The organism is Rhizobium sp. Root482 (assembly GCF_001426565.1).
Taxonomy (GTDB): Bacteria; Pseudomonadota; Alphaproteobacteria; order Rhizobiales; family Rhizobiaceae; genus Pararhizobium.
On the sequence record NZ_LMFA01000001.1, the window covers coordinates 521,989 to 534,384 of the forward strand.

Sequence of the window (12,396 nt, forward strand, 5' to 3'; positions counted from 1 at the left end):
GCTCAGACGCCCAGAAGCTTCTTGCCCGCGCGTGAAATCCACGAATTGCCGCTTTCACGCGGCTCGAGGCCGCCTGTCTGCAGAAGCTTGTAGCTGTCGGCATACCATTGGCTGTCGGGGTAATTGTGGCCAAGCACGGCCGCCGCGGTCTGGGCTTCGCTCGTGATGCCCATGGCGAAATAGGATTCCACCAGGCGCGCCAGTGCCTCTTCGACCTGGTTGGTGCTGGAATATTGCTCGACAACCGTACGGAAGCGCGTCACGGCGGCAAGATATTCCTTGCGCTCGAGGTAATAGCGGCCAACCTGCATTTCCTTGCCGGCCAACTGGTCCTTGGCATAACGGATCTTGGCCTGCGCATCCTCGATATATTCGGAATCGGGGTATTTGGTGATGACCGCCTGCATCGCCTCGATCGTCTTGAAGGCCGGCTTCTGGTCCTGCGTTACCGAGGGGATCTGCTTGGAATAGGCAAGGCCGACGATATATTGCGCATAGGCCGCATCCTCGGATTCCGGGTAGAGGCTCAGATAGCGGCTCGCGCCATTGATGGCGTCCTGGTACTGGCCGTTGCGATAATTGACGAAGGAGCGCATCACCAGCGCCTTGCGGGCATATTCGGAGAAGGGATGCTGCTGGTCGATCGCGTCGAACTTGCGCGCCGCTTCCGTCGTCTTGCCGGCGTTCAGATTGGCAAGACCCTGGTTGTAGAGGACCTCCGGCGGATCGGTCTCGGCCGCCAGCTTGGTGATGTCGATATCAGGATCGTTCTGGCAGGCGGTGACCAGTACGCTGGTCGCGGACGCCGCAAGCGCAATGACGGCAACACGCGCCATCTTCTTCAATTCAAACTGGCCTGCAATTACCATTCGTAAATCCCAACTCGCGCATCGGTAAGAATACCGCCGCCTATGAACCGCGTTTTAGATCAAGATGCAACAAGACCGCAACGTCATGATGATGGATTAACGCAATTTTGTGGCGGCCTGATCATGAAAAAGCCGACCAAAAGGCCGGCTCCGTCGTCATCAAAACCTTATTCATCCTTGGCCGGGACGAAGCGGCTGTTACGGCGCACTGGCCGCGATCGCCTCCCGCGTGGCGACGCGCTGGCGCGGCATCGCCGTTTCCACCAGTTCATAGGCGGACGGATCGCTCATCAGCGCCTTCAGGGCGTTGGCGTTCATCTTGTGGCCACCACGATAGGACCGGTAGCAGCCGAGGAACGGCGCGCCGGCAAGTGCCAGATCGCCCACCGCGTCCAGCGTCTTGTGGCGCACGAACTCGTCCGTGTAGCGCAGACCCTCGACATTGATGACGGTATTGTCGTCGGCAATCACAACGGAATTCTCGAGAGACGAGCCAAGCCCGCGACCGGCCGCCCACATGCGCTCGACATCGCGCATGAAGCCAAAGGTGCGGGCGCGCGAAAGTTCGGTCTTGAACACCGACGGGGTGATGTCGCCTTTCCAGGCCTGACGGCCGATCAGCGGGCAATCGAAATCGATCTCGACCTCGAAGCGCATGCCCTCATAGGGCGTGAATTCCGACCAGGACGCACCCGATTCGATGCGCATCGGCTTCAGGATACGGATATAGCGACGCTTGACGGCGAGCGGCCGGATGCCGGCCTGCTCGATGGCCTCGATGAAGGGTGCCGAGCTTCCGTCCATGATCGGCATTTCGGCGCCGTGCACCTCGACCAAGAGATTGTCGAGGCCGAGCGCATAGATTGCTGCCATCACATGCTCGATCGTGGCGATCGAGGTGGCCGGCGAAAAACCGAGAATGGTGCAAAGATCGGTATTACCGACCTGCGAGGAAACAGCCTTGAACTCGCTGATCACCTGCTCGTCGACGACACGCTGGAAGATGATGCCGCTATCGGCCTCGCCCGGATGAAAGGTGATCGCCACCTCAGCGCCGGAATGGACGCCCGTGCCGCTCAGCGTTACCGAGCTTGCGATCGTCGTCTGAAATCCCAGCATTCCAATTCCCAGTCCCATGCCATTCGCCTTCAAATATGTCCTGGCGTCACCCGATTGCGGGGTCGCCGAAATGTTTTTACGAACCAGAGCTGCGCGCTATAAGCCGCAGAGGATACAGCCGGACAGAAGCGCCGCGCGCCACCGACCGGTCCGACCTGCAAACCAGCGATACGAATCGCAATCTTGCCCCATCAGTCCCGAGCCTGAAGATAAGGTTAGCGGCCCGTCATTCCAAATCACTGTTTCTTTCGCTTTGTTACGCGCGGCGGCGACGCACGGAAGCCATTGAAAAAAATGACATATTATAAAAAATGCCCGGGCGCGAACCCGGGCATTTCGGCAAGGAGGAAGGTGGGTGGAAACTCAGCTCGACTGGCGGCGCAGGAAGGCCGGAATTTCGAGCTGGTCGTCTTCGTGGGCACGCGGCTGCGAGGCAGCGCGGGCGCGGTCGTCGAGAGCGGTCGTGCGGCGCGGCGCATAGAGGCTTGCCTCGGGCGACAGCGGGCGGCGCTGCTGGGAGGCGGCTGCGGGCGCACCGGCGGTCATGTCCGCCGTCACGTTCTGCTCTTCCTCGTCGCGGCGGCCGAGCGAATTGGTGATCCGCTTCAGAAGCCCCATCGGGCCGCGTTCCTCATGGGCGGTCGGCTGCGAACGATGCTCGGCCTCGGCCTTCACCATCGGCGGAAAATCTTCCACCTTCGGCATGCGGACCTGCTCGGCCTGCTGGCGGACCACCGGCATGACAGGCTCCTGGCGGACCGGCGCCTGGGCGACCGGCTGCGGCTGGTAGGCCGGCATTTCGACGACGCGCTGGACCGGAGCCGCCGCCTGGACGACCGGCTGCTCGATCGGAGCGGCGCCGAAAAGCTTACTCTGCGGGCGGAACTCGTCCTGGACCTGCGGCGCCGGAGCGGCAGCAGCAACGTCGCCGCGCGGCATGGACAGGAACAGTTCGCGTTCCAGTTCGGCTTCGCGGATGGCAGCGGCAATGGCGTCCGTGGTCTGCGGCGCGGGCTGCTGGGCGACCGGCTGTGCGGCAGGCTGCTGGGCCACCGGGGCAGGCTGCGGCTGCGCTGCAACCGGCTGCTGGACCTGCTGCACGGGGGCGGCCGGGATGGCGATCGACGGACGGATGATCGGCTTTGCGGCTACAGGGCGAAAGTCGGCGCTGCGACCGGCCACCTCTGCTGCCGTGCGGTCGATCCCGGTCGCCACCACCGACACGCGGATCAGGCCTTCGAGTTCTTCGTCGAACGTGGCGCCGAGGATGATGTTGGCGTCCGGATCGACTTCCTCGCGGATACGGGTGGCGGCTTCATCGACTTCGAACAGGGTGAGGTCGCGACCACCGGTGATCGAGATCAACAGGCCCTGCGCGCCCTTCATCGAGGTTTCGTCGAGCAGCGGATTGGCGATCGCGGCCTCGGCTGCGGCCATTGCGCGGCCTTCGCCGGATGCCTCGCCGGTGCCCATCATGGCGCGGCCCATTTCGCGCATCACGGAGCGAACGTCCGCGAAGTCGAGATTGATCAGGCCTTCCTTGACCATCAGGTCGGTGATGCAGGCAACGCCCGAATAGAGCACCTGGTCGGCCATCGCGAAGGCGTCGGCAAAGGTGGTCTTGTCATTGGCGATGCGGAAGAGGTTCTGGTTCGGGATGACGATCAGCGTATCCACCGACTTCTGCAGTTCGGTGATGCCCTGGTCGGCGAGCCGCATGCGGCGCTGGCCCTCGAAATGGAACGGCTTGGTGACGACGCCGACCGTCAGGATGCCCTTGTTGCGGGCTGCCTGGGCAACGACCGGAGCCGCACCCGTACCGGTGCCGCCGCCCATGCCGGCGGTGACGAAGCACATATGGGTGCCGTTCAGGTGATCGATGATCTCGTCGATGCACTCTTCGGCGGCCGCGCGGCCGACTTCCGGCTGCGAACCGGCGCCGAGGCCTTCGGTGACCGCGACGCCCATCTGGATGATGCGCTGGGCCTTGGTCATGGTTAGCGCCTGGGCGTCGGTGTTGGCGACGACGAAATCGACGCCTTCGAGGCCTGCGGTAATCATGTTGTTGACGGCATTGCCGCCACCCCCGCCGACACCGAAGACGGTGATGCGGGGCTTAAGCTCGGTGATATCCGGCTTTTGCAAGTTGATCGTCATTTTACCCGTTCCTTCCTGGTTCTGGCCGCCTTGCCGAGCCGGCCGAATCACTAAACCCGTACTCATGTCCCTTCAGGCCGAAGCCAAGGGCTTAGAAGCTTTCCTTCAGCCACTGTCCCATGCGGGCGATGCGGCTGTTGTTTCCCGCAAGCGACGTGAGCAGTCCGCCCTGTGTCGCATGTGTTTCCATGTCCGCAACCTGCGGATAGATCATCAGGCCGACGGCCGTCGAAAAGGCAGGGCCCTTCGCCGCAGCCGGGAGGCCGGAGACGCCGAGCGGTCGGCCGATGCGCACATTGCGCGCCAGGATACGACGCGCGGCTTCCGGGAGCCCCGTCAGTTGCGCGGCGCCACCGGTCAGCACGACGCGCTTGCCGACGATCGGCGAAAAGCCTGAACGCTGGATCCGGTCACGGATCAGTTCGAGCGTTTCCTCGATGCGCGCCCTGACGATGCGCGAGACCAGTGCGCGCGGCACATGGGTCGGCTGGTCGAGTTCGTCCTCGCCGATCGACGCGACAGCGACGATGTCGCGCTCGTCAATGCTGTTGGGCAGCGCCGAACCGTGAACGACCTTCAGGCGTTCGGCATCCTCGATGCGGGTCGAAAGACCGCGGGCGAGATCGGTAGTGACGTGGTGGCCGCCAAGCGAAATCGCGTCCGCATGAACCAGCTTGCCTTCGGCAAAGACCGAGATCGTCGTGGTGCCGCCGCCCATGTCGATGGCGGCGCAGCCGAGTTCGACCTCATCGTCGACAAGTGCAGCAAGTCCACTGGCATAGGGCGTGGCGACAATGCCTTCGACCGAAAGATGGGCCCGGTTGATGCACAGCTCGAGATTCTTCAGCGCCGCGCGTTCGGCCGTCAGCACATGCATGTCGACGCCGAGCGCGTCGCCGAACATCGCCAGCGGATCGCGAATGCCGCGTTCGCCGTCGAGCGAAAAGCCGGTGGGCAGAGAATGAAGGATGACCCGATCCTGACGCAGCGACTGCTGCCCGGCGGCGGCAAGCACCTTCTTCAGATCGGCGGCATCGACCTCCTGGCCGCCCAGATCGATCGAGGCGGTGTAGATGTCGCTCTGCAGGCGGCCGGCGGAGATATTGACGATCAGGCTGTCGATGGTCAGTCCGGCCATGCGCTCGGCCGCATCGACCGCGAGGCGCACGACACTTTCGGCGGCGTCGAGATCGGCGATCACGCCGTTCTTCATGCCACGCGACTTGTGATGGCCGATGCCGATGATCTCGACCGAATGGGTGCGGCCCGGCAGGATCTGGCTTTCGGCGCGCGGCGTCAGCCGACCGATCATGCAGACCACCTTGGTGGAACCGATATCCAGAACCGAAACGATGTGCGACCGCTTGGAGGAAAGCGGCTTGAGGCGCGGCAAGCCGAAATGCGAGGAGCCGAAAATACTCATATCCGCTTTTCCTGCTCCAGCTTTTTCAGAAGTTTCGTACGGGCCTCCAGCACGACCTGGCGGCGGGCGGCGGCCTCGGGCGTCAGCTGGATGGTGGTGCGATCCTCCAGCCGCAGATCGACTGCGGCGATATCGCGCTCCAGCAATTGCTGGCCCTCTTCCATGGTCGAGAGCACCTGCATGGCGCGCTCCAGATCATGTTCCGGCAGCTTGATGGTGATGCCGTTATCGAGCGTCAGGTCCCAGCGGCGACCGGCGACACGCACATAGGCCTTCACATGCCGGCTGATCTCCGGCCACTGCGAAAACCGCTCGTAGAAATCGGCAGCCGCGGTTTCGGCGTCCCGGCCGACGAACAGCGGCAATTCGGAAAACTTGTTGTCGCGCAGCGGCGCGATGACGCTGCCGCTTTCCTCGATCAGGGACAGGTCGGAACCATGCTGCCAGATGCCGAAGGCCTTGCGCTCCTTGAGCGTCACCTCGATCGTACCAGGATAGACCTTGCGCACCGCAACGTCCTCGACCCAGGGCATTTCGCTGATCAGCTTGCGGGCAATGTCGATATCGAGCGCAACCAGCGAAGTCGTGCCATCGAGGCCCAACTGCTGCAGGATGTCGATTTCCGAGGTCTGCTCGTTGCCCGAAACCTTGACGTCCTCGATCGCGAAGCCGGCGGCCGTGGTGGTGGCCTGCGCAAAACTCTGGCTGTGCCCGCCGATAGCCATTCCATAGAAGCCGGTTGCAGCAAGGAATGCGAGGGCAGAAGCGGTGCCGGTATGCGGCACGAAATGAATGCGACCGGTGCCCAGACTGACGAGCAAACGAGCGACGCGGCGCAGCGGCCGCGGCAGCACGAACTGACCATCGAGATCAGCTGCCTCCAGGGGTGCGCGTAGCCTTCCCGCCTTCCTGCCTCTCAACGCAAACACGACGCGTCCTCCACGATCCACTTGAGGAATTCACCAAATGTATGGCCGGCATGAACCGCCATTTCGGGCACCAGAGAGGTTGGAGTCATTCCCGGCTGGGTGTTGACCTCAAGCCAGATGAGCTCTCCATCTTCTGAGAAACGATCGTCGAAGCGGAAGTCGGAGCGGCTTACGCCGCGGCATCCAATCGCCTGATGCGCCTTGACCGAGAGTGTTTGTATTTTTTGGTAAATATTCGGTAAAACATTCGCAGGAAGAACGTGTTTTGAACCACCTTTCACATACTTCGAGTCATAATCGTAGAAGGTGTGGCCCTGGGGAATCACTTCGATCACCCCGAGCGCCGTATCACCCATCACACCGCAGGTGAATTCGCGCCCATAGACATAGCGCTCGACCATGACGCGGTCGCCGTAGCGCCATTCGCCGGAATTGATGACCTGCGGCGGATGCGACTGATCCTCCTTGACGATGACCACGCCGAAGCTCGAGCCTTCGCGCACCGGCTTGACGACATAGGGCGGCTTCATTGGATGATCGGAGCCGAAATCGCGCCGGTCCATGACCCGTTCTTCGGCGACAGGGATGCCGGCCGCGCGGGCAACATGCTTGGCCTGCGCCTTGTCCATGGCCAGCGCCGAGGCGAGAACGCCGGAATGCGTATAGGGAATTTCCAGATATTCGAGAACGCCCTGAATGGTGCCATCCTCGCCGAACGGGCCGTGCAATGCGTTGAAGGCCACATCCGGGCGCAGGTCCGCAAGCACCGAGGCGATGTTGCGCTCGACGTCGATACGCGTAACCCGATAGCCTTCCGCCTCCAGGGCGTCGGCGCACGCCGCCCCGGAGGACAGGCTTACCGGCCGCTCCGAGGAAAATCCGCCCATCAGGACAGCAACATGCTTACCACTCATCAAAACCCCCGACATCACGCCAGCCTTACGAATTCCTGCTTGCGCCGAGCTTGTTGACGCATCGAGTCGCGCTCATCCGACACGGGCCCACTAGAGCGTCATTATGGTTAATGAACCGTTTACTTTGGTTAACTCGACCAGGCGGAACACCAGAATTTTCAGCCGTCCATCGACGCCGCCAAAAATGCAAAAGCCCTGCGGCAGGGTCCGCAGGGCTTGAAAGACAGTGGCTTCAAGAGGTTCGATCAGTCTGAAACTGCGCTGGTGTCTAGGCCGTCAGCTCGCCTAGAAATCCCTTGACCTCGTAGCCCGGCATGAAATTGCCGATGCGCTTGATTTCCCATTCGAGCGAGATGCCCGATGTTTCGAAAACCCGCTGGCGCACGGTTTCGCCGAGATATTCCAGTTCATAGCCGCTGGCCTGGCCGGTGTTGATCATGAAATTGCAGTGCATCGGCGACATCTGCGCGCTGCCGATCATCATGCCGCGGCACCCCGCCTCGTCGATCAGTTTCCAGGCGGAATGGCCGTCGGGATTCTTGAAGGTCGAGCCGCCGGTCTTTTCGCGAATGGGCTGGACCGTCTCGCGATGCTGGCGCACGGCATCCATGTCGGTCCGGATTTTCGCCCGGTCCTCCGGATAGCCTTCGAAGACGGCATGGGTGAAGATCAGGTCCTTAGACGCCTGGGAATGGCGATAGCCATAGCCCATATCGGCATTGGAGAGCACATGCTGGTTGCCCCTGCGGTCCACCGCATGAACCTCGACCACCCGCTCGCGCGTCTCGCCGCCATTGGCGCCAGCATTCATGCGAAGCGCACCGCCGATACTGCCGGGGATGCCATAGAAAAAATGGAAGCCGCCGATGCCGTGATCGAGCGTCATTGCCGCCAGGTTCTTGTCCGGGCAGATCGCGCCCGCCTTCACGCGGTTTTCCGAGACAAGCTCGATATCGCCAAAGCCCTTGGCCGACAGGCGGATGACGACACCCTCGATGCCGCCGTCGCGCACCAGAAGGTTCGAACCGACCCCCATCACCATCACCGGCACTTCGTCGGGCAGCATTTTCAGGAAGGTGACGAGATCATCGATGTCATGCGGCTGGAACATCAGTTCGGCAAGGCCGCCGGCGCGGAACCAGGTCACGCGGTCCATCGGCGCGTCCGGCGTCAGGCGCCCGCGCAATTCGTTGACGCCCGCTCCGAGCGAGGCCAGAAGTTTTTCACCATTTACCTGTTTCATGCGGAATGTCCCGAAATGCCCTCAAGTTCGCGCGGTAGCGCCGCCGCCCAATAGGTAATGCTACCAGCCCCCAAGAGAACCACAAAATCGCCGGGCTGCGCAATGGCGGCGACGATCGGCGCTATTGCCTCCTGCCCCTCGACGAAACGCGCGTCGCGGTGCCCGCCGGCCTTGATGCGGGAGACGAGTTCCTGTGAATTGACGCCTTCGATCGGGTCTTCGCCCGCCGAATAGACTGGCGCCAGGAGAACAGTGTCGGCCTCGTTGAAGCAGGCGGAAAAATCCTCGAACAGGCTGTGCAGGCGCGAGAAACGATGCGGCTGATGGACGGCGATGACCCGGCCCTGGCAGGCCTCGCGCGCTGCCTTCAGCACAGCCTTGATCTCGACCGGATGATGGCCGTAATCGTCATAAACGCGAACATTGTTCCATTCGCCGGTAAAGGTGAAGCGACGCTTGACGCCGGCGAAGGAGGCCAGCCCCTTGGCGATATCTTCCGGGGAAATGCCCAGCCGCTGGGCAACTGCAATGGCGGCCGTGGCATTGGAAACATTGTGGCGGCCCGGCATTGGCAGGCGCAGATCCTGCATCAGGATCACCTTGCCGGTGCGGCGGCGGCGGATTTCGACGTCGAAGACCGAAGTCGCGCCGTCCATGCGGATATTCGAGAAACGCACATCGGCCTGCGGGTTTTCGCCATAGGTAACGACCTTGCGGTCCTCGATCTTCGACACCATGGTCTGCACTTCTGGATGATCGAGGCACATGACGCCGAAACCGTAGAAGGGCACGTTCTCGACGAACTGGCGAAAGGCGGCACGCACCGCATCGAAATTTCCGTAGTGGTCGAGATGCTCGGGGTCGATATTGGTGACAACGGCGACGTCTGCCGGCAGTTTCAGGAAGGTGCCGTCCGATTCGTCGGCCTCCACCACCATCCACTCGCCCTCGCCCATGCGGGCATTGGTGCCATAGGCATTGATGATGCCACCATTGATGACCGTCGGATCGAGCCCGCCGGCCTCCAGCAGCGTCGCCACCATCGAGGTGGTGGTGGTCTTGCCATGGGTGCCGCCGATGGCGATCGCATTGCGGAATCGCATCAGTTCGGCCAGCATTTCGGCGCGACGCACCACCGGCAAGAGTTTTTCCCGAGCGGCGACAAGCTCCGGATTGTCTTTCCTGATCGCGGTCGAGACGACCACGACCTCGGCATCGCCGATATTGGCCGCCTGGTGTCCGACGAAAACCCCGATGCCCTTGTCGCGCAGGCGCTGGACATTGGCGCTGTCGGCCTGATCGGACCCCTGGACCCTGTGGCCAAGATTGTGCAGCACCTCGGCAATACCGCTCATGCCGATACCACCGATACCGATGAAATGAACGAGGCCGATCGTCTGCGGCATTTTCATGAGCGTGTTTCCTTGAACTGTGCAATCGTCGCGCCGCCCGCAATAGCTTCAACCATTGCTGCAAGCAAGCGCGCGGCATCCGGCTTGCCCGCCTGTTTCGCCCGCGCCGCCATGTCCGAGAGCTTTGCCGGATTGCGCATCGCGTCGGTCAGGATTCGCGCCAGCTTCTCGGCGGAAAGTTCGGCCTGCGCGATGACCTTGGCGCCGCCGCTTGCCGCGAGCGCCGCCGCATTGGCAGCCTGGTCGTGATCCAGCGCATAAGGATAGGGCACGAGGATCGCCGGGCGGCCGATGACCGAGATTTCCGAGACGGTCGAGGCGCCGGAACGGCAAAGTACGAGATGGGCGGCGGCGATGCGCTCCGCCATGTCGGTGAAGAACGGCGCGATCTCGGCATCCATCTCCAGCTTGCGCGCGCAGGCCTGCACCATGTCCATGTCTTCGGCGCGCGCCTGCTGGGTCACCTTCAGGCGCCTTCTCAGGTCGTCATCGAGAAGGCTGATGGCCGTCGGCACGGTCTTGGAAAAATACTGCGCGCCCTGGCTGCCGCCGAAAACGACCAGACGAAATTCCTCGCCTTCGCCCGACGGGCGATAGGGTATTTCGGCAGCCGTGAGCACGGCGGGGCGGACGGGATTGCCGGTGGCCACGGTCTTTGCGGCGTAAGCGCCCGCCGTCTCGGGCAGGAAACCGCCAGCGATCGCCTTGACATCCTTCGCCAGCATCCGGTTGGCCCGGCCCATCACCGCATTCTGTTCGTGGATCATCGTGGGGATGCGCAACCCCTTGGCCGCCAGCAGCGGCGGCACGGTGGGATAGCCGCCGAAACCAACCACGACCTTCGGCCGCAATCGCGCCATCAGGCGGCGCGCAGCGCGCATGCCGGACCACAGCGTCCACAATGCGCCCACGATTTTCACGGGGTTCTTCGAGCCGATGGTGGCGGATGGCACGACATGGATTTCGTCGGCCGGGAATTTTCCGGCATAGCGTTCCGCCCGGCTGTCGGTGACCAGATGCACCGAATAGCCGGATGCCTTCAGTTCATGCGCCAGCGCCTCGGCTGGAAACAGATGGCCGCCGGTACCGCCGGCGGCAAGCATGATGATGCCCTTGGTCATGATCGATCCTTATTCCGCCGCAACGCCCACGCCGGACCGGAACAGGCTGCGCTCGACGGCACGCTTTTCCGGGCGATGGCGGGTCAGCGCCAGGATGAACCCGGCCGTCACGCAGATCGCTACCATGGAAGAGCCGCCATAGGAAATCAGCGGCAGGGTCATACCCTTGGCGGGCAGCAGTTCGAGATTGACGCCGATATTGATCATCGACTGGATGCCGATCTGCAACACTAGGCCGGCAACGGCAAAACGGTTGAAATCATTGCGCTCGCGGAAAGCATGGTTGAGCCCGCGCATGACCAGGACGGCAAAGATCAGGACGATGACCATGCAGAAGATGATGCCGAACTCTTCCGCAGCGACCGAGAAGATGAAATCGGTGTGGCTGTCGGGAATGATCCGCTTGACGATGCCCTCGCCCGGACCCTGCCCCAGCCAGTCGCCGCGAATAATGGCTTCCCGCGCCGTATCGACCTGGAACGTGTCGCCCTCCCCGGTCAGGAACCGGTCGATACGGCCGGTAACGTGGGGCAGCATCGTATAGGCAACGCCGAAGCCGCCGACGGCAAGACCGCCGAGCACGACGATCCACAGCCAGGGCATCCCCGCCATGAAGAACATGCCGCCCCAGACAGCGGTCGTCAGGATGGTCTGGCCAAGGTCCGGCTGGGCAACGAGAAGGGCCGCGACGATGCCGTAGAGCAGGATGGCGAAGAGATTGCCGGGAATTTCCGGTTGGCGCGCATGTTCGGAAAACAGCCAGGCGCAGACGACCACAAAGGCGGGCTTCAGGAATTCCGACGGCTGGACGGACAGGCCCATCAGCGAGATCCAGCGCCGCGATCCCTTGACCTCGGCGCCGAAGAACAGCGCCAGAACCATCATGGCAAGCGATGCCAGGAGCAGGATCATCGCCGCGCGGCGCACCTGCCGCGGCGTCAGGAAGGAAATGCCGATCATCACGGCAAGCGACGGCAAGAGAAAGGCCGCGTGACGCTTGACGAAGTGGAAACTGTCGAGGCCGATGCGCTCGGCGACGGCGGGGCTTGCCGCAAAGGACAGCATGAAGCCGATCCCCATCAGAAGGATGAAGGTCGCCAGGAAGAACCTGTCGATCGTCCAGAACCAGTCGGCCACAGGGCCACGTTCGGCACGGCTTACCATTTCTTCGTTCCCCTTCAAGGCGCAGACTGCGCCAGACTTCTCATC

10 protein-coding genes are annotated in these 12,396 nt (G+C 62.6%); all 10 read right to left on the reverse strand.

Going from position 1 to position 12,396, the window contains the following annotated elements:
- Window positions 1-2: 2 nt before the first annotated feature.
- The 10 genes from ASD31_RS02290 to ftsW all read right to left on the reverse strand — a co-directional run bounded on the left by ASD31_RS02290 (window position 3) and on the right by ftsW (window position 12,351).
- Window positions 3-836 carry an outer membrane protein assembly factor BamD gene (locus ASD31_RS02290; RefSeq protein ID WP_413813787.1) on the reverse strand — a complete coding sequence of 278 codons (834 nt, stop codon included), beginning with the start codon at window positions 834-836 and terminating at the stop codon, window positions 3-5.
- 231 nt (window positions 837-1,067) lie between these two features.
- Entirely contained in the window at window positions 1,068-2,000 is a 933-nt protein-coding gene (lpxC, locus tag ASD31_RS02295; RefSeq protein ID WP_056329335.1) for a UDP-3-O-acyl-N-acetylglucosamine deacetylase, read from the reverse strand.
- Window positions 2,001-2,351: 351 nt separating this feature from the next.
- A complete protein-coding gene (gene ftsZ, locus ASD31_RS02300) occupies window positions 2,352-4,145 on the reverse strand; it encodes a cell division protein FtsZ (protein WP_056328687.1) in 1,794 nt (597 codons plus the stop codon).
- A gap of 91 nt (window positions 4,146-4,236) precedes the next feature.
- Window positions 4,237-5,568 (reverse strand): cell division protein FtsA, encoded by a 1,332-nt coding sequence (gene ftsA / locus ASD31_RS02305; RefSeq protein WP_056328689.1) that lies wholly within the window; start codon window positions 5,566-5,568, stop codon window positions 4,237-4,239.
- On the reverse strand, window positions 5,565-6,497 hold the full coding sequence (locus tag ASD31_RS02310) for a cell division protein FtsQ/DivIB (protein WP_056328692.1): 933 nt from the start codon (window positions 6,495-6,497) through the stop codon (window positions 5,565-5,567). Before ASD31_RS02310 ends, ftsA begins: the two co-directional genes overlap by 4 nt.
- Window positions 6,485-7,411, reverse strand: a complete 927-nt coding sequence (locus tag ASD31_RS02315; RefSeq protein ID WP_056328694.1) for a D-alanine--D-alanine ligase — start codon at window positions 7,409-7,411, stop codon at window positions 6,485-6,487. Before ASD31_RS02315 ends, ASD31_RS02310 begins: the two co-directional genes overlap by 13 nt.
- A gap of 268 nt (window positions 7,412-7,679) precedes the next feature.
- Window positions 7,680-8,654 (reverse strand): UDP-N-acetylmuramate dehydrogenase, encoded by a 975-nt coding sequence (gene murB / locus ASD31_RS02320; RefSeq protein ID WP_056328697.1) that lies wholly within the window; start codon window positions 8,652-8,654, stop codon window positions 7,680-7,682.
- Entirely contained in the window at window positions 8,651-10,066 is a 1,416-nt protein-coding gene (murC, locus tag ASD31_RS02325; RefSeq protein ID WP_056328700.1) for a UDP-N-acetylmuramate--L-alanine ligase, read from the reverse strand. The genes murB and murC overlap by 4 nt, the downstream gene beginning before the upstream one ends.
- On the reverse strand, window positions 10,063-11,187 hold the full coding sequence (gene murG / locus ASD31_RS02330; RefSeq protein ID WP_056328703.1) for an undecaprenyldiphospho-muramoylpentapeptide beta-N-acetylglucosaminyltransferase: 1,125 nt from the start codon (window positions 11,185-11,187) through the stop codon (window positions 10,063-10,065). Before murG ends, murC begins: the two co-directional genes overlap by 4 nt.
- 9 nt (window positions 11,188-11,196) lie before the next feature.
- A complete protein-coding gene (gene ftsW / locus ASD31_RS02335; protein ID WP_056329337.1) occupies window positions 11,197-12,351 on the reverse strand; it encodes a putative lipid II flippase FtsW in 1,155 nt (384 codons plus the stop codon).
- Between the last annotated feature and the right edge of the window lie 45 nt (window positions 12,352-12,396).

What these genes read in the sequence shown, in the direction of transcription:
- ASD31_RS02315 (WP_056328694.1), bottom strand. Translation starts at nt 7,411, where the DNA reads ATGAGTGGTAAGCATGTTGCTGTCCTGATGGGCGGATTTTCCTCGGAG.
- ftsW (WP_056329337.1), bottom strand. Translation starts at nt 12,351, where the DNA reads ATGGTAAGCCGTGCCGAACGTGGCCCTGTGGCCGACTGGTTCTGGACG.
- murG (WP_056328703.1), bottom strand. Translation starts at nt 11,187, where the DNA reads ATGACCAAGGGCATCATCATGCTTGCCGCCGGCGGTACCGGCGGCCAT.
- ftsZ (WP_056328687.1), bottom strand. Translation starts at nt 4,145, where the DNA reads ATGACGATCAACTTGCAAAAGCCGGATATCACCGAGCTTAAGCCCCGC.
- murC (WP_056328700.1), bottom strand. Translation starts at nt 10,066, where the DNA reads ATGAAAATGCCGCAGACGATCGGCCTCGTTCATTTCATCGGTATCGGT.
- ftsA (WP_056328689.1), bottom strand. Translation starts at nt 5,568, where the DNA reads ATGAGTATTTTCGGCTCCTCGCATTTCGGCTTGCCGCGCCTCAAGCCG.
- ASD31_RS02290 (WP_413813787.1), bottom strand. Translation starts at nt 836, where the DNA reads ATGGCGCGTGTTGCCGTCATTGCGCTTGCGGCGTCCGCGACCAGCGTA.
- murB (WP_056328697.1), bottom strand. Translation starts at nt 8,654, where the DNA reads ATGAAACAGGTAAATGGTGAAAAACTTCTGGCCTCGCTCGGAGCGGGC.